Raw genomic sequence first — 24,294 nt, forward strand, 5'->3', positions numbered from 1 at the left:
TCAGTTTATTGCAAAGCTTGTTCGAGGTCTGCAATTAAATCTTCGATGGACTCCAGACCAACACTGATGCGGATAAGACCATCCGTGATACCGGTTTTCAGTCTGATTTCCCGAGGTATACCAGCGTGCGACATTGAGGCCGGATGCGAGACCAAAGTATCTACAGTGCCGATTGAAACAGCTCGTGTACATATCTGTAGCTTATTGACAAAATCAATTGATTTTTCATATCCACCTTTTAGCTCAATACTCATGACAGATCCCGCATGTCGCATCTGCTTCTTGCTAATTTCAAAATCTGGGTGGCTCGGTAGACCGTTATAATGTACGTTAGCAATCTCCGGATGATTATTCAGAAAATAGGCTACATCCATGGCATTTCGGCAATGCTGTTCCATTCTTAATGGTAACGTTTTTATTCCCTGCAAAACTAAAAATGCATCAAATGGATTACTGTTTACACCCAGTAATTTATGTGTCTGGTGCACGTAAGTCTGCATAGCATTTAGATCACGGCCAATCAGGACACCACCGATTGCACTACCGTGTCCATTTAAAAACTTTGTAGTGGAATGAAAAATAAAATCCACCTGATATTTAAATGGCTGTTGTAAATAAGGCGTTGCAAAAGTGTTGTCTACAGAAACTAGCTTCTGATATTTTTTTGAAATCTGAACAACACGTTCAATATTGATGCATTGCATCGTTGGATTAGCGGGGGACTCAAAATGAACAAGCTTAATTTCGGGATTTGCTTTCAAAAGTGCTTCCAGTTCAGTAACATCTGTCATATCCGAAAAATAGGTTTTGATCCCAAATTTAGGAAGCATTTTCGTGATAAATTCATGAGTGCCACCATAAAGAGAAGACGTAGCCAATAGTGCATCTCCGGCATTTAAGCAAGAAATAAATAAGGTAGCCATCGCCGCCTGTCCACTTGAGGTTAACAGCGCCCTGGCGCGCATTGGCGTTCCGTCTTCATTTAAGATCTTCCAAGTTTCAAGATCGGCTATAGCTTGAGCTGTGGCATCAGTAGTTGGGTTTCCAAACCTGGAGTAAATATAACCAGAATCTTCACCGGAGAATCTTCGCATACCCTGTTCGGCACTGTCAAAAGTAAAAGTGGAACTGGCATATATGGGTGCTAAATGAGAATGGTGACCATCAGTATGCAATTGATGTATGGCAAGTGTTCCAAAATCGATGCTTTTGTTATTCATTGGGTGTAGGTTTTAGGTTTATGATGAGTTTATTATTAAAATTACTTTCGGGAATTGTAGCAAAATATCAGATATTCCTGCAATACAAGCGCATGCGTGTGCTCTTTATCCTTAGCAGCATAAAGTAATGTTATGATGGGATGTTCTTCCCATTTATCCAGATAAGAAATTAACTGTTCATTGTTTAGGAGTTCGTTTTTGTACTGGATTTTAAAGATTTCCCATCGTTCCGGAACATGAGCATAGGCGAGCCGGGTTGCTGTAGAAGGTGCAATCTCAGTAGCCCATTCGTCAATATGAGCTTTTTCTTTAGTAAGACCTCTTGGCCATAGTCTATCCACCAAAACTCGATAACCGTCATGACTATCGGTTTCTTCATAGATACGTTTAATACTTATATCTGGTCGCATAGTTTAAATTTAGTGATAAATCCTGATAGCAAATCTATTTATGCATAATTAATATAAGTACAAACCGCTTATTCATTTCATTGGTAAAGGAATCAATATGGAAAAGGACATCGACTATTAATAGATTGTAGTCGATGTCACACTTTATGAAGCATGTTAAACAGTAATTTGTATACCTATTTCAGTAATTGTGGTAAGTCGCAAACGATTATACATGCGATATTTGTTTTAGACCGAATATCATGACATGATCGTATTGAAATTTACCTTGAACACGGTGGTAAAATGATATAAAATGATGTGAAGGAGCAGAAGTAGAAAATGACACGTAATTAGTTGTTATTACTTTGGTCAATTTATGTTTAGTTAGCTCCGAAACCCCATTTCGGAGCTTTTTATTTCCATCTTTATTGATAGGAAATCTGATTCGTTTTTAGCGAGAATGGATGAAGCTTGTTGGAAATTAAGTGCAGTATCAGTTTAAAAAAGAGATAGTTGAATGCCTGGTTTATTTGGGTCGGGTTTCTGGGCTTTTCCCATGACAGTTCTACCTTCATATTTCCAGGAATCTCGTCGTTCCTGCTCAATGATTTCTTGAATATCAAACTGAGGGTTGAAATTCGCCTCAGCCTGAAGAACAATCTGATGCAGTTTATTGATCGTACGTAATTTATCAGACTGTCCCAATTTTGATTTTTCTATTCCTTTTCTTAAAACAGCAATGCTATTGTCATATATTGTTATTGGCACGGGAAAAGGGTGGCCATCTTTACCACCGTGTGCAAATGAAAAACGGGCCGGATCTTGAAAACGGGCCGGACCACCGTGTATAACCTCACTGACCAAAGCTAGGGACTGCATTGTGCGGGGGCCTACACCTTTTAAAAGCAACAGTTCTTCAAAATTGTCGGTCTGTAGTTCACGAGTTACATATAATAAGGCGCCAAGCCTTTTAAGATCAACATCAGAAGATTGGATATCGTGTCTTTTAGGCATGATCAAATGTGCAAATTCTTGTATTGTTTTTGCAGGATCTGTTTTTGCAATGGCGAGAATTCCCTGTCTATTGGAAGAAGCGCCCGAAGCTGTTAGGTTTAATATTCGCCCCTGTGATATACCGTTAATACCGGTATGCGGTTCATCGATGAAAGATTTTAATTGTTCCGAATGCCAGTGGTAACGCCTAGCAGTCCCATCATGATCATGCATTCCCTGTTGGACAACTGTCCAATTTCCTTTATCGGACACAATGAAATTGTGCAGGTACAATTGGTATCCATCTTGTATTGCGGTGTTGTCCACTTTTGCAGTCAATTTGCTCGCACGCACTAATTCCTGTCCTGCTAGACCAGCATGATCGGCTACCCGCAATAGCTCCATTGGGGTTTCTTTGGATAACTTACCTTTTCCGCCACAAATGTATAGACCTAAAGATGTGGAATTTGGATTGATGGCTCGTTTTAAAGCACCCATTACCGATGTGGTGATACCGGAAGAATGCCAGTCCATACCGAGTACAGCGCCAAAACTTTGAAACCAAAATGGATCGGACAAACGACGAAGTACTTCATCTTTACCATATTCCGTTAAAATTGCCTCTACTATAGAAAGTCCCAAAGCCGACATACGTTCATAAAGCCAAGCAGGTACTTTTCCATAGTGAAGCGGTAAATCGGCTGTCCCGGAACGTTTCATGTTGTTTTTGCTAATATTATTAGTGTAAATGTAGTAAATAAAAATTACAGTTCATTTTTTTATATCTTGATTTACCAGGTAAAATGGCTATAGCAACAATTGTTTATTCGTCTTCATTGTATATATTCGCTTAGAAAACAACACGCCTAAACTAAACTTAATTATGCAAGACCAAAAATCACAGCGACTGGAGTCACTGGATATTCTACGGGGATTTGACTTATTTTTATTGGTTGCTTTACAACCTGTGCTAGTCGCGATCGGTCAGGTATGGGACAATTCTTATTATCATGCCTTTTTGTATCAATTTGATCATGAAGTTTGGGAAGGTTTCCGATTATGGGATCTGATTATGCCTTTGTTTTTATTTATGACCGGTGTTACTGTTCCTTTTTCTCTTGACAGTAAGATCGGGCAACCTGTTGGACCGATATATAGGCATATTTTTAGACGTTTTGCTATTCTTTGGCTCCTAGGGATGATTATACAGGGAAATCTACTGAGTTTTGATTGGCATTATTTCAAACTTTATTCCAATACATTGCAGGCCATAGCTGTGGGATATTTATTCACATCATTAGCTTACTTTAATTTGCCGATACGAAAAGTAATTACTTTGAGCATCTGTTTATTAGTTGTATATACTATCCCATTTGTACTGGACGGCAATTATAGCCCGCAAGAAAACTTTGCAATTCGTGTGGATAAAAAAATATTAGGTTCCTGGATGGATGGAGTGTACTGGGATCAGGGCATTTGGGATTTTTCAGACACCTATGATTACTCTTGGATATGGAGCAGTTTGACCTTTACAGTTACCGTGATGATGGGCTGTTTTGCAGGTAAAATCATTAAAGAAAATACACGTATTAATCCCAATAGAGTTTTTCGTGATTTGATCGCTATCGGTTTTATATGTTTATTGTTAGGAGTATTATTGCATTTTCAAATGCCTATTATTAAACGTATCTGGACCAGTAGTATGACCTTGTTTTCAGGTGGAATCTGCTTTATTCTGATGGCTATATTTTATTATGTGATTGATGTTAAAAAGGTGGTTAAGCCCTTTAGATGGTTAAAAATATATGGCATGAATTCTATTGTTGCTTATTTTATTGGTGAATTTGTTAACTTCAGATCAGTAGTTCATTCTTTGACATTTGGTTTAGAGAACCAGTGGCCGGAACTTGCTCCAATCATATTAACTGCCGGAAATTTTTATATCGTATTTCTGATTTTATACCTGTTGTATAAAAATAAGTATTTCGTGAAGATTTAAAATGTGATTTATATCTTTTTCGCTAACCTAGTAGATGGCAACTATTTGGATTGATTTTTGATTTTACTATCGTGGAGGATTATATAAACTTACAGCACACAAACAGTTTATTTAATACCCAAAATAAAAAACAGTCAAAAAGTAGAAGAACTAAATTATGATTTTAATTGTTGATGATAAACCAGAGAATATCTATTCCTTGCAACAACTGTTAGAGTCTAGAGGTTTTAGTGTAGATACCGCTTTTTCAGGAGACGAAGCATTGAGAAAGACGTTTAAGAATCGATATGCTCTTATTATTCTTGATGTAAAGATGCCCGATATGGATGGATTTGAAGTGGCTGATCACTTGGCAAAGTATACCAAAACCAAAGATATTCCGATTATATTTTTATCAGCAGCTAATCGTGACAAGAGATTTATAGAACAGGGATATAAATCTGGCGGTATTGACTATGTGACCAAACCAGTTGATATGAATATATTACTGCTCAAAGTAAAAAATTTTTATCGACTATATGAACAGACTTTGGTTCTTAATGCCGTGCAAGAAGATTTAAAGGCCGAAATTGAACGCCGTAAAAAAGCCCAGTATTCGTTAGTCGCCAAAGCCAATCATTTACGTTTGATATTAGAAGCTCTTCCACAGATAGCATTTACGGTAACACCGGATGGGAGGATTGATTTTGTTAATCGTAACTGGTTTACTTTTTCTAGGACGCAAAATGATTTTCCAGAATGTCATCCAAACGATCCAGCTATTCTGGTAACTTTAAGATCACACATTCAAAAAGGAACTGCTCTGGAAATGGAGGTTCGAATAAAACCTCTAGATGCACAACTTTACCGTTATCATCTTTTAAGAATTGTACCTATTGAAGAGGATCAATTCATTACCCATTGGGTTGGTACTTTTACAGATATTGATGATCAAAAACAGCTTTCACAGAAGAAAGATGAATTTTTAAGTATTGCGTCGCATGAGTTAAAAACACCACTTACAAGCATGCGTGGTTATGTGCAACTTCTGAATCGTTCTTTAAAAGACGAGCCACATTCAAAAGCATATAAATATATGAACCGGGTTGAAGGACAATTAAATAAACTAAGTACTTTGGTTGCAGACCTGCTCGATATTTCAAAAATTGATAATGGTAAATTATATGTCGATCACCAATTTTTTGATTTAGATGCTGTGATTGATACAGTGGTCGATACGATGCATCAGACTCAGGAAAAGAGAATATTAAATATTGAACGCACAGGTGAAAAATTGGAAATCCCGATTTTTGGAGACGAGATGCGTATTGAACAAGTTTTGATCAATTTTATGAGCAATGCAATTAAGTATGGACCAGATTCTGACCATATTATAATTCATACGGAAAAGGATGATAAGGAAGTGAAAGTCAGTGTGCAAGATTTTGGTATTGGTGTTCCGCTTCAAAATCAAGCGCCAATATTTGATAAATTTTATAGGGTAGAGGAGACTTCGGTACGCTTTCAGGGATTGGGATTGGGTTTGTATATCTGTGCCGAAATTATCCGTCAACATGAGGGACAATATGGTATGACGAGTAAAGCAGGTGAAGGTACCACATTTTATTTTACACTTCCTTTAAGAGTAGTACACTAAAATTACCCGAGCTTCCAAAAATGTGAAAAACCTCAGTATCACCCTTGATGAAAATGAACATACTACAAAAAAATTAGCACGAACAGTTTAAAGATAGAGCCATGGATAATAGAAAGAAGATTTTAATATTTGAAGATGATGTTTCCATTTTAGAAATTGTGACCATTATTTTAGAAGATGCGGGATATCAAATTGCCATATCTGAGACCTCTCACGATATTATTGAGAAGGTTGCTGAACTGACACCCGATTTGATTTTGATGGACAATTGGATTCCGGATATTGGAGGGAAAGAAGCAACAAAACTATTGAAACAACATCCTTTATTTCAACATATACCCGTTATTTACGTTACAGCAAATAGTGATATCGCGTCTCTTGCAGCAGATGCAGGTGCAGATGATTATCTTGCTAAGCCATTTGATTTAGAGGATCTTGAAAATATTGTTGCTAAATATCTGGAGTAGCATTTGAATTACTTAGAAACCTTTTATAAAATCACTTTTTGAGAAAGGGCAAAGATCAATAATCCAATAATATTCGTTCAGATTACAGTGACGACTATTATTGGATTATAGTAATGAACTAACTTAATTGCGGATCTGTTTTTGAATGTTTTCCAGTTTCCACACGGCCTGCAAAATGGCGTTCGAAAGCTGTATTGACTACATGTAAACTGAGATCATACCAGCCAGATTGTTGGTGTGTGTCAATTTTCCAAGTGATCGATCTTCCTGCAGGTAATGATACTTTTTTATGCCAGTTGCTATATGCATTATCTTTTGCTTCAATAAGTAAGGCTTCTTTTCCTTCATTTATTAAAGTGATCAATAGGTTACCTGTTGCCTGCTTTCCTTGATCCAATTCATAAGAAGACTGTACTTGTAGCGCTTCATCTTTACCTTTAAATCCGCGCATAAATCCATTCGGCCCATAGGCTGTTAAAGTATAGGTATGGTCTTTAAAGTCCGATAAATTCCAGCTGAAATCTAGAGATTCTCCAGCAAGAACAGCAAAAGGCCAAAACTTCACGCCACCTTTATAAGTTGAGCCTGCGTATACATTGTATGGACTGCTTAGCGCCATTTTTCCAAAAATGGAATTTCCTGCTTCTAGTTTTAAATTAATTTTGTTCTCTTTTTTATCAATTTTTTCATGCACATATAGTTCGTAAGCGAGTGCATTAGATGGTCGTTGTCCTTTTTCTTGCTTCGCTAATAACGAATTGCTTTTTTTATGAAGTTTCAATTGCGCAATATCTACTTCAGACCATTGATGATAGTTATTAGGCAGTGGTAATTTTTTAGCTTCATCAATAGCACGAATTTGTGCATTACGATCCAAGAAAGGAAGTTTTTTAGCATTGCCTGAAACAGCAGTGCGAAAGACAGATGTCAGATCTCCAGTAATTGCTCTTCTCCATGAACTAATATTATCTTCATGGATATTTTTACCATATTTTTTATTTATGAATTGCTCAATAAATTGAATAGTAGACGTTATATCAAAAACTTCGGAATTGACCCATCCACCTTTAGACCAAGGGGAAGCTATTACTAAAGGAACACGGTACCCTAATCCGACAGGTCCTTCGGTGGCATTTTCCTTATCAACACCTGCTTCCAATTCCTGTTGCAGACTGACATACTCGCCAGAAATATCCAATCCAGGCGATACTTTTCCTGAAGTAGGATCGGCAGGATTCGGTGCTACAAAAGGAGGGACATGATCAAAATAACCATCATTTTCATCATAATTTAAGATGAAAATTGTTTTGCGCCAGACATCGGGATTTTCAGTTAATATGTTTAAAATTTCTGAAGTAAACCATGCACCATACATGGGGGCACTAGGATGGTCTGAAAAATATTCTGGGGCGACCAGCCAAGAGACAGTAGGTAGATTTCCTGATTTTACATCTTGTCTAAATTGATGTAATACGTCACCTTTAGGAACCCGAATGTCTGTACCTTGTTCATTTACGGTAATGGCTTCGCGATAATTCGGGTCGTTTTCATTTGTTTGGAAGGCACGACGGAAAAGGGCTTGTTCTGATGGTGATACCTTGTTGAAGGCTTCCGGTGTTAATGACTCAAGCTTTTTCTCAAAACTTAGCAGCTGTTCTTTCTTTTGCTTCAGTTTATTCTGTTCTTTTTGTACACTTGTTGCTTGACCGTCCTGAAGTAGCTTCTCTATACCAGTGATTTCAGCAGGAAGCTCTGCTACGCGTTTCTTTAAAAATGCTAAATGACTTTCCTTAAATTCTATATGATATTGTGAAAACCACTCCAGGTTATTGTCCGTGTAATTGCCCAATAACCCATCGTCTTGTAGGCCAGATTGTATGCTGACTTCATTTTGGTACACCTTCCAAGAGACAGCCGCCGCTTCAAGTTTCTCTGGAAATGTTTTCCAGCTCGCCCAGCGGTTAAAATAAATATCCGAATTGCGTACTAATGGTTTTTCTCCTTTACCCGGTACACAGGTACCTGTCCAAAAAAAGTGTCGGTTTGTTGTCGTGCCGGTTATTGAAGAACAGAAGTTTTGATCGCAGATCGTGAAAGCATCAGCAAATGCATAGTAAAATGGATTATCTTCCCGTGTATAATAACCCATTGTTAAAGGTATATCTCTAAAATCTTTATAGTCAGAACGTTTTGCGTCGATCCAATTATCGTGTTTTCCCTGGTTGCGTGCAGCAGATTGATTCTCCCAGGAGTGTGGTAGATAGCTCGTCCAGGCTGCCTTAGATCTTTTAATATCCAACCGGAAAGGAGAGAACGTTTTTCCATCTTTTCCAGATTGTAACCATACTGGATTTCCATTCGGTAATTGTATCGCTCTAGGGTCTCCATAACCACGTACACCAGACAGCGTACCAAAACTATGGTCAAATGAACGATTTTCCTGCATAAGCATGACAATGTGTTCCGCATCTAAAAAACTAGATCCGGCAAGAGGCTCGATTGCCATCGCTTTTTGTATGGCGTCGGGCAATCCCCATTCTAAACCCATCGCTCCAGCTAAAAGGGAGGCTTTCTTTAAAAAATCTCTTCTATTGTCCATTTCGTGTTTTATTGTCTTAATTAGGTTTAAAAGTAAAAAGAATTTGTAAGTATGTTATGTAACGATTAGGTTTCAAAAAAAACTGTGGAAGATTTTTTTCTCCCACAGTTTCATCATTTGCTAACGTTTATTTCAAGATCACTTCGACATCGTAATTTATTAAGAGCAATCTTGATATAAGTGAAAAATTTCAGATAAGGACAACATACAATTAGAATTCCTAATTTTTTCCTAAATGTGCCTATAAGTTTGTTTCAAACATTAATATCATGAAATTTATATATACACTTTTATTTTTCCTATTCGTTTCCAATTTTTTATTTGCACAAGAAACCACAATACCTAAGCCAGCAAAAGTAAAACATGCAGAACCACTCTACCTAGACCTCATGCGGGATCTTGGCGCTAGAAAAGGCGAAGCAGAATTTAATGTTGGATATGGTACTGGACGTTTCAAAAATAAAGTAGAGCATAATGCTTTTATTGAATACGAGTGGGCTGTTGCTAATCGTCTGGGACTGGAAGTTGAAGTGCCTGTACTATTTGCAAAAGATAATGTAGGGCAAAGAACCAATCATATAGAAGGTTTAAAATTAGGAACACAATATACGTTTCTGGTAGATGAGAAACACCAGACTTCTTTGGCTATCGGGTATGTACATGAAATGGAATTTGGCCGATCAAATCCAACTGTAAGAAATACACCTCTTTTTGATGGTTTTGTATCATCACCCTTCTTTATAGCAGCTAAGAATTTTAATCAGATCAGTACATTGATTTATACAGGACCTGAATTCGAATATCACTTTAAAAAGAAAGGAATGGAAACCAATTTTGTATTGAACGCAAACGTGCATTACATGGTTCCCAATTCAAGTCATTACATCGGTATTGAAAATGATATGCGTATCGAGCATGGTCATTTAGAATATATCATGAGACCTCAAATGAAGTTAGCGTTATCCCCTAATTTTGCAGTAGGTCTAGTGTGTGGTGTTCCGATAAAATCAAAAGAGTTTCAAATGGATTTTATGACCAGATTAATTTGGGAACCAAAGTTCTAAGGCCTACGAGCTTTGTTTTAGTTTCTTGACATATTAGAAAAGCCTCAGCGTTTAAATACTGAGGCTTCGGTTTCTTATGCTTCCCTTCTCATATCAAAAGATATGTAATTTTCAAAATACTCAAGTGACCTTATGGGGGTTGTGCGGTTACTCAACAGTTCAATATAATTATTTGCCATCAATCTCCATGTTGATAGTTCTCCAAAACTTTGCGCTTTGAACCGATACCAAGCCAATAATCTTGGGGAATTATATAAAAGAATGATGTTTTCGCGCATCGCTTCTATATCATCGAAAGGTGTGAGTATGCCTCGGTCATCGATCAATAAATCCTTAGCGTGCCAATAGGGAGTAGCAATAACAGCTGTTCCAGCTCCAACTGCGAACGATAGAGTTCCACTACTTGATTGTTCCTTATGTTGATAGGGAGATATGTAAATATCGCATGCTGTAAGATATTCTTTGAGTTGCTCATCCGATAAAAACTCATCTACAAATACGACTTTATCCTGTAATTCTAATTGTTCCACCAGATTTTGTAATTCATAACGATAGGATTCACCTTCACTTGCCAATACATGCGGATGTGTCTTTCCGACAATAAAGTATTTGAAATCTGGTAAATCGAGACCTACCAAAGACTTGATAGCGTATTCCAAATTTTTACTCCGTCTGATTAAGCCGAAAGTCAGCATCATAAAATGTTGCTGTAAGCCTAATTTTTGCTTTGCTAATCCTTGGTTATAATCAAACTGAGGAACTCCATGTGGAATCATTTTAATCTTCTGATGATCAAGATCTGGGAAAATCTCTTTCAAAATTGAGCATCCTTTGGGCGAAAGAGAAATGACCTGCTTTGATTTTTTCAGGAGTGATTCCATGATTTCTTTTTTCCTTAAGGTTGGATCCTGTATTATTGTGTGAAAAACCGTTATTAATGGTATGTTTAAGTTATTGATCAGGTTATTGATGAAAATGCCATCAGCACCACCAAAAATCCCAAATTCATGTTGTAATATACAATAATCATATTCCTCATTAATGATACATGAAGCTTGCATATAACTGTCTAATCCATCCTTGTCAATGACAAATCGTATTGAGTTATCAAATTGTTCTTTACCTAATTTACATACAGCAATTAGATCGACTGTTACATCTGGATCGAGCTCCATTCCCTGTTTCAGATCTTTAGTGAAGGTTGCAAGTCCACATTTCTGAGGAGGGCAGGTGCTAATAATGACAATTTTCTTCATATTATTGCTACTTGCTTATGTTATTATCTGCCTGCTCAACAGGTATATCCAAAATCGCCATCAATAATAAATAATATCCTCTGTCTAAGCCCATTTCTTTTGCTTTTTGATCGATATGTTCCATAATATATAGTATGATTAAATGCTACGTCCTTTTTATGCAAGCTGTAAATCAAAAGCTGTACCCAAAACCTATTTTTATGTACATAACCGTAGTTTTTAGGTCAGTTAAAGTAGATTGTTACTTATCGACAGTACTAAGCGTAGAGCGTGCGTATTTGTACGGACACATAGAAATATTCTTGTTTTTAGCGTTGGCTGATACGAATTGGTTTGCTTTTATTCTGAGGCAAAAAGTTAGATTACCGTGCAAGAAATAGATAATTACATATAATTAGTTTACAGATGGTCGATAATTTAGCAAGAATGAATGTGGTCATTCATTAAATTTATTTATAAAAAATAAAAAGGCTTATACATAAAAATATGTATAAGCCTTTTTAATGTGGAGCATATCGGAATCGAACCGATCACCTCTTCACTGCCAGCGAAGCGCTCTACCAAATGAGCTAATACCCCAGTATGTCGTAAGACAGGACCAAGATAGTACTTTAATATGAAATTCAAAACATCGGCGTTCTAATTTTTTCATTTACCTCTGTATTTTTTATTAGAATAGCTAGAGTAATAGACTATTTTGGTTTATACAGATTTAAAACTATTTATTTTACATAAGTTAATTTATTGTATTTGAGCGTAATAATCTATTTTCTTTATTTTTTAACCATAAATTTTTGATAAGTGAGATTTCATAAAGCCTCAACTTCGGACCATTATGTTCTTGATAGGTGCAATTAGAAAATAATTCCTTGTAAATGAGTTGTTTGTTGATTGTGTTTTAATTATGACAAAAAAGTCTACTAAATCTATATATAAAAATATTACTTTTGCCACACAATAAAGACTACTAGTTTAGTAGATTATTGTTTTTCAATAAATATAAGCGAAACGGAGTCCGTATTAAATGCTTTATAAGTGCAGTATTAAAAATTCTAAACAGTATTACATGCAGTTAACAAACAAAATTTTTCCATTAGTAGCTACGGTATTAACCGTCTCAAGTATGAGTCAACTTCAGGCTCAGCAGCGCAATGTACAAGGTAAAGTTACAGATGTCACAACAGGAAAAGCGCTTTCAGGAGTTAATGTTGTTTTCTCCGGGCAGACTAGAGGCACAACAACAAATGTAAATGGAGAATTTACACTCCCCGTACAGCAGGCTTCAGATACCATTATCGAATTTTCTTATATCGGTTATGAGACTCAAAAGGTAAAAGCTGACGGCGCTAATCTGACTGTCGCTTTGCAGGTTACCAGTCAAAACCTTGATGAGGTTGTGGTGGTCGCTTACGGTACATCTAAGCGCGCCAATATTACCGGATCAGTCAGCACGGTTAATGCAAAAGCAATTGAAAATAGACAGGTCTCCAGTATTTCGAAAGCGTTGGAAGGTCAAGTACCCGGCTTACAGTCGGTCGCATCTTCAGGTCAACCCGGTACTGATGCCGCAATCAGAATTAGAGGTATAGGGTCTATCAACGCCTCAAGTTCGCCATTGTTTGTCGTGGACGGAAATCCATTTTCAGGAGATATCAACTCGATCAATCCCAATGATATTCAATCCGTTTCTGTTCTGAAAGATGCAGCTTCAAGCGCCTTGTATGGATCTAGAGGTGCTAATGGTGTCATTATCATTACGACAAAAAGTGGTAAGTCTTCTGAAAATACGACGATCAATCTTAATTTTACCCAAGGTTATTCTGGAAGAGCGGTTCGTGACTACGATCAGGTATCTACGGATGATTATTTCCAAATGTATTGGGAGGCACTTCGTAATAAAAACCTTTCAAATGGCTTGACAGCCGCGCAGGCAGCAACAAATGCGACGAACAGTGTTATAACTGATCTGAATAAAAATCCATATGGGTCGGCATTTCCGCAGCCGGTAGGACTGGATGGGAAATTAGTTCCAGGAGCAAAAGCATTATGGAATGATCCATGGACCGATGTTTTGCAACGTACAGGTGTGCGTACACAAGGAGATTTAAGTTTCAGTGGTGGTGGTCCTAAAAATACCTATTTTATGTCCGGGAGTTATTTGGATGATCAGGGTATTGCAATTGAATCAGGTTTCAAACGGTATAATGTACGTGCCAATATTGATGGAAAGATGAAATCCTGGTTAAATGCAGGTCTCAATATAGCAGGTAGCAGTACACAGCAGAAATATCCGCAATCCGAAGATAGCAACACCGCTAATATTATCAATTTTTCCCGCTTAGTACCTTCTTTTTATCCTTACTACGAGCGTGCAGCAGACGGTTCTTATGTGCTGGATGAAAACGGAAATAAAATATATGATTTTGGACTTTACCGTCCGAGTGGCGCTACTCCAAAGAACAATCTGGCAGCTTCACTGCCTTTAGATAAAAATGATATCCGAAGAGAAAATGTTGCCGCTAGAGCCTACCTTGAGGCTGTTTTTTCAAAAGATCTGAAATTCCGATCTACTTATAGTCTAGACTATATCAATAGTAATACCCATAATTATACCAATCCTACGGTTGGTTTTGGTGTCGATACAAAAGGATCTGTGTCCAAATCCAATGTACGAACAGTAGGACAAACTTGGAACAATATTTTAACGTTTGATAAGCAGTTTGACCTACATCACTTGAATGTATTGGCAGGTCAGGAATATTATGATTTCAACAGTTCCAATATGAGTGGTAGTCGTCAGGGATTTGTACTTCCAGGATTTTACGAACCGGTCGCAGCGTCGCAATTGAATAATTTTACAGGATCTAGCGTCGATTACAGCTTATTGAGTTTCCTTGGACGTGCCGAATATAACTATGATAACCGTTATTATTTCTCGACCTCATTACGTACCGATGGATCATCCCGTTTTGCACCAGAAACCCGTTGGGGAACTTTCTGGTCAGTGGGCGGTTCATGGAAAATTGCGCAGGAAAATTTCTTGAAAGATGTTTCAGCTCTTAATCAGTTAACCTTGAGAGCTAGTTATGGAGGCCAGGGTAATGACAACTTGGGAACTTACTATGCTTACCAAGGCTTATATACTATTTCCAATAGTTTAGGTGAAGGCGGAACGGTTACAAGCCGATTGCCAACACCAGATCTGAAATGGGAGACAAACTTGAACTTTAATGTGGGTTTGGATGTTGCTGCTTTTAAAAATCGAGTTTCATTAAGTGTGGAATATTTTAATCGCCAAAGTAAAGATCTGTTATTTACAATGCCGATGCCTTATTCGAGCGGTTATTCAGGTTATGATGCCAATATTGGATCACTTCGAAATAGAGGATTCGATATCGATATACACACGATCCCAGTACTGACTGAAAACTTCAGATGGAACTTGGATGTGAATCTATCTCATTATACCAATAAAATCACCTCGTTGCCAAATAATAACAAAGATATCATTACGGGCACACGTGCATTACGAGTTGGTGGTACGATCTATGATTTCTTTATGCCGGAATGGGCGGGTGTAAATCCTGAAAATGGATTACCTCAATGGTATGTGGCCGATCAGGACGGGAAAAAAACAGATCAAAAAACATCTGAGTATACTAAAGCTGGATTTTTTGATGCCGGAAGCTCATTGCCTGATTTAATAGGTGGTGTAAGCAATAGCTTTAGTTATAAGAATTTTGATTTATCTGCTTTGGTCAGCTTCAGTTTAGGTGGACAAGTATTGGATAACGATTATATCCAGTTGATGCATACCGGAAATAATGTGGGAAGAGCGTGGAGTGTTGAAATGTTGAATCATTGGACACCAGAAAATACAGCTACAAACGTCCCAAAGTTGACCACAGATAATTTAAACTGGACTTCAACCTCCACACGCTTTTTATATGATGCAACGTATGCGCGTTTAAAGAATGTGAGTTTAGGCTATAGTTTACCTGGAGATTTAATCCGACGAATTGGACTCGGTAAATTACGCGTATTTGCAACAGCAGAAAACTTGCTAACTTTTTATGGACATCAAGGAATGGATCCGGAGCAGACATTAAATGGAGCTACTTATTTCCGGTACCCGGCTATGCGTACCATTTCAGGAGGTTTACAGCTTGTTTTTTAATGTTTAGGCAATCATATAAAAATAAAACAGTATGAATATGAAATTAAAATCTACCTATATACTTTTGGCAGTTTCCTTACTCGGTACATCTTGTAAAGATGTCTTGGACACGAATCCGACAACTGCCGTCGCTGAGTCCGAGATTTATAAAACGACCGCGAATGTTGAAACGGTTATTAATGGAACTTGGAAATACCTCAATGATACGTTTTTCACGTATGCCAATCCGGGCTACTCAGCTATTTTGCGTACCAGTGATGCCATGGGGAGTGACGTTGCTTTGACGACAAAATACGGATATCGCGATGCTTATACATTTTCAGAACTCAATAATAACCGATCTTACCGCATTAACTCTTTCTGGACTTTGCTTTATAAAGTCATCGATAATGCCAATAATATTGTTGCTAAAGTCGATGGCGCTGAAGGTAGGACAGAAGATAAGAATAGGTTAAAGGGGCAGGCAAAAGCACTCCGCGCATTTGCTTATCTGAATTTAGCATCTTTTTATCAGTTTAGTTATCAGAAAGATAAAAATGCGTTAACAGCACCGATTTATACTGAACCAAGCACCACAGCGACCAAAGGAAATCCGCGAGCAAGTCTACAGCAACTTTACGATCAAATTTTAAGTGACTTAAAAGATAGCCAAACACTTCTTGAAGGATATACCCGTACCGAGAAATATAAGATCAATCAGAATGTAGTTCAAGGTTTATTGGCACGTACCTATCTGCAGGTGGGTGAATGGAAGCTAGCAGCTGAGGCTGCAGAAAAAGCAAGAAGTACTTACAATCTTATGGGTGCAGCTGATTATCAGGCAGGGTTCAATGATCTTGGGAATTCAGAATGGATATGGGGACATAAGCAGACGACTGAACAAAGCAATGCTAGTTATACCTTCCATTATTTAGACGTATCCTCCGATGCATCTTATTATTTCAGCTTTATGGCAGATCCTTATTTTAAGAATTTATTTGACGAAAGCGATACGCGCTACAGTTTATTCGAGTGGGATCCATTGGCTGGACGTGAAGGGTTTTTAAGATATAAAAAATTCAAATTTAAACCCAACGTGATCGGAGATATCGTATATATGCGTTCTTCCGAGATGGTATTGATTGAAGCCGAAGGTTATGCGCGCGCAGGGCTGCAGGACAAAGCCATTGCTGCATTAAACACATTGCGTACAGCCCGTCAAGCAAAACTTTATGATGTGAGCCAAGGGAAAAACTTAATTGAAGAGATCTTGATAGAACGACGTAAAGAACTTTGGGGAGAAGGCTTCGCTTTATCGGATATTATTAGAACGCAAGGAAAAGTACAGCGTAAATTGTTTATTGATGAAACAGGTAAACCAATCCAGGTTTCGATCAAAACAGCAAATGGAGGTACTAAACTTGTTAATGGACAGGGACATCGCGTAGTGAAATTTCCGGATGGATCTAATTTCGTCGCTAATAGCCCATATTATCTATTCACTATTCCAAACGAAGAAATTGTTAGAAATCCTAATTTATAATATGAATTGCTTTTTAATAAAAATAGGCCTCTTACAGTAGTAAGGGCCTGTTTTTTTATTACTTATTTCACGCTCATTTTTAATCTTTCTGATTACATACTATTATATACTTTCAGTCAACTATAATTATTTTAGAGGTACTCGTTTGGCTAATGTTTTTAATGCTCCTTTATAAGAATCGACTCCGCCAAGAAAAGGTTTTCTTGTGTCCGAAAACAGTTGCCTTCCAGTCGCATCATAAATAGTCATTAAAACTTTTGTGTCATAATTTGTACTGGTGTAGCTGTTGTTTGATTGGACAACAGTACCCTTCGTTTTATTATCTTTTTTCTTGTCATCATAAGATGCTACCCCAGATCCATAGCTGAATGTTCCTTTATTTTCAATATCATAAACCCCTAATACTACATAATCTACACCTAATAGTTTTGCTAATTCTTCCGGTGTATGATTGGCAATATCAGCGAGATTAATACCTGCTTTAGAAAGGGTAGCGTTGGTCGTCCTTGAATCTTGCATCTGAATAGAAAGTGATCGTGATCTCAAAGCATCGACACAGGCCTGCTGCACTTCCCGTCTCATCACATCAGTGGTTAGCCCTTGGTCATTACTGGCAATTTCAAATGGAATAACAGCAAGTCTGTTCCCGCCCTGTATAGCGCTAGATTGTAATGCTGTTGTATTGACTGTACTGCTGGCGTTACCAGCTGACTTAAACGATTCTTCTCTTCCATTGGCAAATACAATTTTATCAATTAAAGATTTTTTAAGTTCATATTGTAGCTCCTCACCGGTATAAGAAAACTTGACTATTTCGTCTCCAATAGTGATTACTTTTCCTTTTTTCTGTCCACCGTCCATGAGGTAAATGACATCTTCTTTCTGTTGCGCAAAAACTGTGGTGATGCAGATCAGTAACATAAAGAGATAAACTGTAAATTTTAAGAAGCTTTTCATAAGTATTGTTAGATTTAATTTCACCAGGTTATAGTTCACTTTCGTAGACTTTGAACTATAAGCTGACCTACAATATTAACAAATATCCATTAAAAATGGTTTTAGAGGGATAAAATTTTCTTGAAAAAGAGTGGTTCTCTTTTGGCATTTATTACTATTTTAGGTAATTGAAGAATATTTTTTCTAATGAAATAAACTGTTGCATTTACTATAAAGTTTAAATCAAAAAAAAATAGATTGTTAGCGTTTTTTGTATGAGCTAAATGTGAAATCTAAAATTTGTTTGATCGTATAATATACCTTTCGATTTTAGATTATCAATATTGACTAGGCGTTTTTCGTAAATATTTTTTAAAGAATTCTATAAAGGCACTAGGACTTGAGAAATCCATCTCATCAGCTGTTTCGTTAACATTTCTACCATTGGTTAATAATTCTATTGATCGATGCAGTCTCCATTGTTGCCTCCAGTCCTGATAAGACATGCCTGTTTCTTTCATAAAAATGCGTCCAATTGTTTTTTCAGTTATCCCGATTTCTAACGCAAATTTCTTCATTAGCGGAGGTTTTGACTTCCCTATATTCCACTGATCTATATAGGGTTGAAATCTTGGATCCGACGGCTCTACTAAGGTTAAGTTTTCATGGGATGCGTTCTGAAATTCTTCAAAAAAAACAGCTGTTATATTTTTCTGATTGCTCCAATGCATATCCCAGGGCCAATACGATATGCGTTCAATAACTTCTTTTAATAAAGGACTTATATTCATGATTATTAATTCATTAGGTAGGTTTTTGAACTTGTTGGGATCAAAATATATAGAACGATAAGCGACTGTATTTCTAATCATAACGCTATGTAATACATTTGGTGGAATCCATGCCGCCATTGTGGGCGGTAATAAACTCTGTGTACTATCTGTACGTATTGACATGCATCCGCTAGGAGCATATAATAGTTGCGCCTTTTGATGTTTGTGGCGTCCTGAATCATGAGCATTCAATTCTGACGCAATGCCAATTACAGCAGCATCTATTTTGTCGGGATCAAAGTAATCATCTTTAGCTATGTATGTCATTGTCTTAATATTGATATTTTTTGTCTTAATACCAATAACAAGATACGATAAATCATGTGTTATTTTGCAAATTAATTAAAGTGAAAAATGAAAAATAAACCAAATTTGATGCTATTAATCATCTTGATAATGTTTCCGCAATTTGTCGAAACAATTTATAGCCCTGCATTACCCAATATTGCGCAAGCATTTCAGGTGAGCAATCAGCAGGCTTCATTAACCCTATCATTTTATTTTATTGCTTTCGCACTAGGTGTCATTTTTTGGGGCATTTTATCCGATATAATAGGGAGAAGAAGTGCTATGATCTGGGGATTATTTTTTTATTCAATTGGAGCTATTATGGCGCTATTAACCAGTGATTTCAATATGATATTAATCGCTCGGGTAGTCGCTGCTTTTGGAGCTTCCGTAGGTTCTATTATAACACAGACTATCCTTCGGGATGTATATCAAAAAGAAGACCTTAGTTCTGTATTTTCTATTATTGGAATTGCGCTCTCTTTAAGTCCTATTATCGGTTTTATAACTGGAGGTTATATGACTGAAAGCTTTGGAAATCAGGGTGTATTTATGGTGGTTTTGTTAGTTGCGGTATTGTTGTTAATCAATGCTATTAAGTTTTTGCCTGAAACAAAAGCGCCAATTAAACAAGACCGTCCGAAAATTGGAACAGTTTTGAGACAATTATTAAGTGATCGGGTGATCTGGTTAAGTGCCCTATTGGTAGCATTATTCAACATCATGTTATTTAGTTACTATTCTTTAGGTCCATTTATATTTGAACAATCAGGGCATAGCGCAACACAATTTGGATATAGTGGCATTTTACTTGCCATTGGTTCATTAGCTGGGGGGGTATTGAATAAAAAACTTATTCATTTAAATTTTTCTGCACATCGATTGATTTATATTTCATCGGCGATTTCTATAATCGGTGCACTAGGCATCTTTATATTGCAGGGCAGTCTATGGTTTTTATTTCCCATGCTTTTCATACTGATTGCATTTAGTATTGCAATACCCAATATACTAAGTCAGGCACTTATTAAGTATAAGGATGTTGTTGGGACTGCGGGAGCCCTCTTTGGATTACTCTATTATACACTTATAGGTTTAGGTCTTACAGCATCAGGGTGGATTCAAGATTTTGGTTTAGTTCTTATAATTTCGTCTCTATTGGCCATATTATTTGCTGGCGCATATAAAAAATCCACCTCCCGCACGCATTAGCACTATTGAAAAAATTGTTACTTTTACGCCATATCAGATCTATTCAAGGGAATAAATTATTATGAAGAAAATAGCTTTTTTTACAGATACACATTTAGGTCAGGAAGTTGATGTAGTACATGACGGTTTAGGTTCTGAAAAAATGAATTATCGGGAAGAGCCTGATACACATAAAGAAAATTTAACAGCTATTTTAAAAGATATTGTTGAAAGAGGAATAACTGAGGTTGTATTTGGCGGGGATATCGGGTCAAAAGAATCAAATTCGGACTTTTTTAATACCCTTCGTTCGTATGGTATCAAACCCAGGATTATTCTCGGTAATCATGATTCTTATTCAGAAGTTTCAAAATATTTTATTTCTGATTTTGCATCAGATGCACAGGAGATGCTAAACGTACAGGAAGATGACTTTTTTAGATATATTTATTTGGATACATCTTCTAACGCCATTACTGCAGGCCAGTTGATATGGCTCAAAGAACAATTGCAAACTGTAAAAAAAATTATTGTTTTTTCGCATCATCCTATTTTAGAAATCAGTACTCCAATTGATCATCTTGGTGCCGCTCTGAATAGACGGGACGAAATAAAATATGCTTTACTTCAGATTGACAATGAAGTAACTATCTTTTGCGGACATTACCACATGGAAGATGTCACTTCTGAAAAAAATATACTCCAATATTCAACCCTTGCTTGTTCCTATCAGATAGAAAAGGATGTTGATACTATCATTATAAACGATCAGATCTATGGGTATGGCCTCATCGCAATCGAAAATGATCATATTAGCAGGACCCTAATCAGTTTTGATAAGTGAGTGTACGCTATCACAAATAGGATATCGCAACATACTGGTTTTCGTTAAAAAGATTTTGAATATCGATCATAGCATAAGCTTAAAATCATTCACAGGTATTTCTAGGTAATATTCATATACCTAAAATGGTTACCTCAAAATTTGCTTATTACCATTAATTTGGTAATAAGCTGTTCACTTCTGCTATGATTTCGTTTAGATCAAAAGGTTTTGCTAGAAAGCTGTCAGCTCCCGCCTCCATTGCGATCTTATTTCCATCCCCACTTGCAGATATCACAAGAACGGGTAACTTTTTTATCTCCGGATTATCTCGGATTATTTTTAAAATCTCATCCCCCGGCAAGACGGGCATCCAAAGGTCCAGCAATAGAAGATCGGGCGATTGTGTTAAAATTTCATTAATAATATGAATACTATTGATCTGTGGTAAAACCTCAAACCCCTCAATCTCCAGTAACATCTGGAGCACATCAAGTATTCCTTGATCATCGTCACAAATCATTATCTTTTTCTTATCCATAGCATTAATTTTTTATGACGGGTAACGTAAAATTAAAGGTCGATCCTTCGCCCACTTCACTTTCTACCCATAACGTTCCTTTATGATTCACGATAATTTCATGAGAAACATATAATCCGATTCCTAATCCGGGATATTTCTTTTGAATATTACTTGCCCTAAAAAACCTTTCAAAGATTTTGATCTTATCTTGGTGGCTGATACCCATTCCAAAATCTTTAACCGAAATTTTCACAAAATTTCCGACAACATTGATGTAAACTTCAATATTTTTAGATCCTGGAGCATACTTTATTGCATTCGAAATTAAGTTGTTGAATACCTGTAAAATCTGCATTTCATCACCACAAACGCTGGCATTTGTGCATCCTGAAAATGAGATATTATACTCAGGATTAACCACGGATAGGTTTTCAATTGCTTCTTTTATAGTTTTATCAATTTCAAAAGGTTCTAGATGTAATTCTATATTGCCAGAATGAATTTTTGATGTGTCCAGTAATTTAGAAATAAGCTTATTTAGTTTTTCAATATATATAGAAACTTTATCGAGAGATGTCGTGAACTGATCTGGATTTTTAACAGGATCCATACGCTGGAGCAGTTGTATCAGACTTTTTATTGTCGTTAACGGCGTCTTCAGTTCATGGCTTGCTATAGAAAGAAAATCATCTTTTCTGCGATCCAACTCTTTTTTATCTGTAATATCCTCTATAGCAATGAGTATTCTATCCTTATACTGTCCTTCAAACTCTATTCTATAAGCATTAAGAAGCATCACTTTTTTTCCAATATGTTGAAAATGATGCTCCACTTCATAATCAGTGACCGGATTATTTGTTGGCAATATTTTCGTTAAGAGATCTTTTAAACCATCAATGTCCCATTGATGGTTTCCGAGTTCAAAAAGTATTTTACCGACAGTCTCTTCTTGGGTAACTTTGAATGAACTGAGGAAGTGATTATTTGCACTTAAAACAATATAGTTTGAATCGAGTACCAATAAACTTTCTCTTACCGTTTGAATAATACTAGATAAAAAAGCCTCTTTTCCCATCAATTCTTTAGTACGTTGCTGTATTTTTTCCTCTACAGATGATTTCTCTTCACGCAAATCGTACTCCACCTTTTTCCGATGTGTTACATCATTTTGCACTCCGATAAAGTGAGTGATAAGCCCGTCCTCATTTTTAACAGGAGATATTACTAGTTCATTCCAGAACAATTGACCGTTCTTCTGGTAGTTTCTAATTTCAACCTTACATTCCTTGCCATCTCTTATACTTTCTTTAAGAAGTTGTCTTTCTGCTTGCGATCTGTCCTGCGCTTGCAAGAAGCGACAGTTATGACCTATTATTTCATCTTTGTTATAGCCGGATATTTTTTCAAATGCGCTGTTACAATATATGATAGGATTATCGGGTTGCAAATTATCTGTGATGATAATACCCGAGTTTGCTGAATTTAAAGCTTGAAGATATATATTGAGATTTTCATTTATCATAAAATTTATTTTCGTTACATGAAGTCTTTAGCAGGTTGTATAAACTTCATTTCAAATCATATTATTTATAGAATCAATTTTACAAATATTATGCCTTTACAAGCATCTCATTTTTTATGATTTTCTACAATTTGATCATTTTCTTAGGATAAAGCTATCTCAGTAATCTTCTTATTTAAATATATAATTTCTGCATTTTAAGTCTTTCAATCGCGTTTTAACGTTTATAATAAAAAAAAATAATTTTTTTCTGGTGCTAAATCAGAAGGCTATTTTGTGCAATTTGGGATATATCAGTAAAAATATTTTTTATGGAATATAGCGTAGTGTTAGCTGTTTTATCCGTAGAAATTCGTGAAGACCAGGTATTTTTTTCTTACTATCGAGGGACTATATGGAGATGGAAATTTAGTAATTCCCACGACTAAAATACTTTTGCGGAAACATAGATTAGTTAATCCGGATTAAGACGCAAGAATTAGGATGTTACCTTCTTTGATCTGTTTGAGTATATTTGGAAGAAATGGGAATTAGACAAGTATTGTTATAAATTGATTAAAATCAAAAGGGCCTAATTCTCATTAGACCCTTTATCTTGGCGTTCAACTGCACAGTAATTTTTATGTTTCTTATCGTTTCCTCTTTTTTGTTTCATCATCCAAATGGTTTTGGGACACTTGGATTTTATTACTGCACTACGTCATTTATCGTTTTATACTTAATAAAAAGTAATGTTGATTGCTGCTTTATATGAGATGAACACTTGGGCTCAGAAAAAGTTCATATAAATAAATATTTTTTTGATTTTTCGGAACTTTTTGAATAATTACCGCTATAATATAATTGTTTCCTG

At 36.4% G+C, this 24,294-nt stretch carries 17 protein-coding genes and 1 tRNA gene; 8 read left to right on the top strand and 10 right to left on the bottom strand.

The annotated features are described in order from the left end of the window. Positions 1 to 5 precede the first annotated feature (5 nt). The 3 genes from WH188_RS07755 to WH188_RS07765 all read right to left on the bottom strand — a co-directional run bounded on the left by WH188_RS07755 (position 6) and on the right by WH188_RS07765 (position 3,325). Positions 6 to 1,220 carry a trans-sulfuration enzyme family protein gene (locus WH188_RS07755; protein ID WP_168127200.1) on the bottom strand — a complete coding sequence of 405 codons (1,215 nt, stop codon included), beginning with the start codon at positions 1,218 to 1,220 and terminating at the stop codon, positions 6 to 8. A 41-nt stretch (positions 1,221 to 1,261) separates the two neighbouring features. Beyond that, positions 1,262 to 1,630: a DUF488 domain-containing protein gene (locus WH188_RS07760; protein ID WP_168127201.1), complete on the bottom strand. Its 369-nt coding sequence runs from the start codon at positions 1,628 to 1,630 to the stop codon at positions 1,262 to 1,264. Between the two features lie 480 nt (positions 1,631 to 2,110). After that, positions 2,111 to 3,325, bottom strand: a complete 1,215-nt coding sequence (locus tag WH188_RS07765; protein WP_168127202.1) for a DUF763 domain-containing protein — start codon at positions 3,323 to 3,325, stop codon at positions 2,111 to 2,113. A 163-nt stretch (positions 3,326 to 3,488) separates the two neighbouring features. Here WH188_RS07765 and WH188_RS07770 point away from each other — a divergent pair, with 163 nt between their 5' ends. The 3 genes from WH188_RS07770 to WH188_RS07780 all read left to right on the top strand — a co-directional run bounded on the left by WH188_RS07770 (position 3,489) and on the right by WH188_RS07780 (position 6,707). After that, positions 3,489 to 4,604: an acyltransferase family protein gene (locus WH188_RS07770; RefSeq protein ID WP_168127203.1), complete on the top strand. Its 1,116-nt coding sequence runs from the start codon at positions 3,489 to 3,491 to the stop codon at positions 4,602 to 4,604. A gap of 157 nt (positions 4,605 to 4,761) precedes the next feature. Then, a complete protein-coding gene (locus tag WH188_RS07775) occupies positions 4,762 to 6,240 on the top strand; it encodes an ATP-binding response regulator (protein ID WP_168127204.1) in 1,479 nt (492 codons plus the stop codon). A 101-nt stretch (positions 6,241 to 6,341) separates the two neighbouring features. Continuing rightward, on the top strand, positions 6,342 to 6,707 hold the full coding sequence (locus WH188_RS07780) for a response regulator (RefSeq protein WP_168127205.1): 366 nt from the start codon (positions 6,342 to 6,344) through the stop codon (positions 6,705 to 6,707). Between the two features lie 118 nt (positions 6,708 to 6,825). On the opposite strand, the gene WH188_RS07785 is transcribed toward WH188_RS07780, so the two are convergent. Then, complete coding sequence (locus WH188_RS07785; protein ID WP_339423698.1) at positions 6,826 to 9,306, bottom strand: phosphocholine-specific phospholipase C; 2,481 nt, start codon at positions 9,304 to 9,306, stop codon at positions 6,826 to 6,828. Positions 9,307 to 9,575: 269 nt separating this feature from the next. Here WH188_RS07785 and WH188_RS07790 point away from each other — a divergent pair, with 269 nt between their 5' ends. Continuing rightward, positions 9,576 to 10,370: an HAEPLYID family protein gene (locus WH188_RS07790; protein WP_021190410.1), complete on the top strand. Its 795-nt coding sequence runs from the start codon at positions 9,576 to 9,578 to the stop codon at positions 10,368 to 10,370. Between the two features lie 74 nt (positions 10,371 to 10,444). On the opposite strand, the gene WH188_RS07795 is transcribed toward WH188_RS07790, so the two are convergent. Both WH188_RS07795 and WH188_RS07800 read right to left on the bottom strand, forming a co-directional pair. Beyond that, complete coding sequence (locus tag WH188_RS07795; protein WP_168127207.1) at positions 10,445 to 11,626, bottom strand: glycosyltransferase; 1,182 nt, start codon at positions 11,624 to 11,626, stop codon at positions 10,445 to 10,447. A 506-nt stretch (positions 11,627 to 12,132) separates the two neighbouring features. Then, positions 12,133 to 12,205 (bottom strand) — tRNA-Ala (locus WH188_RS07800). A gap of 487 nt (positions 12,206 to 12,692) precedes the next feature. Here WH188_RS07800 and WH188_RS07805 point away from each other — a divergent pair. Together WH188_RS07805 and WH188_RS07810 are read left to right on the top strand one after the other, a co-directional pair. Beyond that, positions 12,693 to 15,803, top strand: coding sequence for a SusC/RagA family TonB-linked outer membrane protein (locus WH188_RS07805; RefSeq protein ID WP_206368437.1), 3,111 nt, complete (start codon positions 12,693 to 12,695; stop codon positions 15,801 to 15,803). 37 nt (positions 15,804 to 15,840) lie between these two features. Then, the gene (locus WH188_RS07810; RefSeq protein ID WP_339423699.1) at positions 15,841 to 17,325 is read left to right on the top strand and encodes a RagB/SusD family nutrient uptake outer membrane protein; all 1,485 of its coding nucleotides are present in this window, start codon (positions 15,841 to 15,843) and stop codon (positions 17,323 to 17,325) included. 126 nt (positions 17,326 to 17,451) lie between these two features. On the opposite strand, the gene WH188_RS07815 is transcribed toward WH188_RS07810, so the two are convergent. Together WH188_RS07815 and WH188_RS07820 are read right to left on the bottom strand one after the other, a co-directional pair. Next, the gene (locus tag WH188_RS07815) at positions 17,452 to 18,282 is read right to left on the bottom strand and encodes a hypothetical protein (RefSeq protein ID WP_339423700.1); all 831 of its coding nucleotides are present in this window, start codon (positions 18,280 to 18,282) and stop codon (positions 17,452 to 17,454) included. 317 nt (positions 18,283 to 18,599) lie between these two features. Further along, positions 18,600 to 19,361: an AraC family transcriptional regulator gene (locus WH188_RS07820; RefSeq protein ID WP_339423701.1), complete on the bottom strand. Its 762-nt coding sequence runs from the start codon at positions 19,359 to 19,361 to the stop codon at positions 18,600 to 18,602. Between the two features lie 87 nt (positions 19,362 to 19,448). On the opposite strand from WH188_RS07820, the gene WH188_RS07825 reads away from it, so the two are divergent. After that, entirely contained in the window at positions 19,449 to 20,594 is a 1,146-nt protein-coding gene (locus WH188_RS07825; RefSeq protein WP_339423702.1) for a multidrug effflux MFS transporter, read from the top strand. Positions 20,595 to 20,655: 61 nt separating this feature from the next. Then, positions 20,656 to 21,417: a metallophosphoesterase family protein gene (locus WH188_RS07830; RefSeq protein ID WP_339423703.1), complete on the top strand. Its 762-nt coding sequence runs from the start codon at positions 20,656 to 20,658 to the stop codon at positions 21,415 to 21,417. 154 nt (positions 21,418 to 21,571) lie between these two features. Here WH188_RS07830 and WH188_RS07835 read toward each other — a convergent pair whose 3' ends face one another. Further along, positions 21,572 to 21,937 (bottom strand): response regulator, encoded by a 366-nt coding sequence (locus tag WH188_RS07835; RefSeq protein ID WP_021188607.1) that lies wholly within the window; start codon positions 21,935 to 21,937, stop codon positions 21,572 to 21,574. 4 nt (positions 21,938 to 21,941) lie between these two features. Continuing rightward, entirely contained in the window at positions 21,942 to 23,441 is a 1,500-nt protein-coding gene (locus WH188_RS07840; protein WP_339423704.1) for a PAS domain-containing sensor histidine kinase, read from the bottom strand. Between the last annotated feature and the right edge of the window lie 853 nt (positions 23,442 to 24,294).

This window comes from Sphingobacterium sp. MYb388 (assembly GCF_037479535.1).
GTDB lineage: Bacteria > Bacteroidota > Bacteroidia > Sphingobacteriales > Sphingobacteriaceae > Sphingobacterium > Sphingobacterium anhuiense.

Coding starts and splice junctions, on each gene's coding strand:
- WH188_RS07760 (WP_168127201.1), bottom strand. CDS start 1,630: ATGCGACCAGATATAAGTATTAAACGTATCTATGAAGAAACCGATAGT.
- WH188_RS07840 (WP_339423704.1), bottom strand. CDS start 23,441: ATGATAAATGAAAATCTCAATATATATCTTCAAGCTTTAAATTCAGCA.
- WH188_RS07780 (WP_168127205.1), top strand. CDS start 6,342: ATGGATAATAGAAAGAAGATTTTAATATTTGAAGATGATGTTTCCATT.
- WH188_RS07835 (WP_021188607.1), bottom strand. CDS start 21,937: ATGGATAAGAAAAAGATAATGATTTGTGACGATGATCAAGGAATACTT.
- WH188_RS07790 (WP_021190410.1), top strand. CDS start 9,576: ATGAAATTTATATATACACTTTTATTTTTCCTATTCGTTTCCAATTTT.
- WH188_RS07775 (WP_168127204.1), top strand. CDS start 4,762: ATGATTTTAATTGTTGATGATAAACCAGAGAATATCTATTCCTTGCAA.
- WH188_RS07825 (WP_339423702.1), top strand. CDS start 19,449: ATGAAAAATAAACCAAATTTGATGCTATTAATCATCTTGATAATGTTT.
- WH188_RS07770 (WP_168127203.1), top strand. CDS start 3,489: ATGCAAGACCAAAAATCACAGCGACTGGAGTCACTGGATATTCTACGG.
- WH188_RS07820 (WP_339423701.1), bottom strand. CDS start 19,361: ATGACATACATAGCTAAAGATGATTACTTTGATCCCGACAAAATAGAT.
- WH188_RS07755 (WP_168127200.1), bottom strand. CDS start 1,220: ATGAATAACAAAAGCATCGATTTTGGAACACTTGCCATACATCAATTG.
- WH188_RS07785 (WP_339423698.1), bottom strand. CDS start 9,306: ATGGACAATAGAAGAGATTTTTTAAAGAAAGCCTCCCTTTTAGCTGGA.
- WH188_RS07810 (WP_339423699.1), top strand. CDS start 15,841: ATGAAATTAAAATCTACCTATATACTTTTGGCAGTTTCCTTACTCGGT.
- WH188_RS07805 (WP_206368437.1), top strand. CDS start 12,693: ATGCAGTTAACAAACAAAATTTTTCCATTAGTAGCTACGGTATTAACC.
- WH188_RS07830 (WP_339423703.1), top strand. CDS start 20,656: ATGAAGAAAATAGCTTTTTTTACAGATACACATTTAGGTCAGGAAGTT.
- WH188_RS07815 (WP_339423700.1), bottom strand. CDS start 18,282: ATGAAAAGCTTCTTAAAATTTACAGTTTATCTCTTTATGTTACTGATC.
- WH188_RS07795 (WP_168127207.1), bottom strand. CDS start 11,626: ATGAAGAAAATTGTCATTATTAGCACCTGCCCTCCTCAGAAATGTGGA.
- WH188_RS07765 (WP_168127202.1), bottom strand. CDS start 3,325: ATGAAACGTTCCGGGACAGCCGATTTACCGCTTCACTATGGAAAAGTA.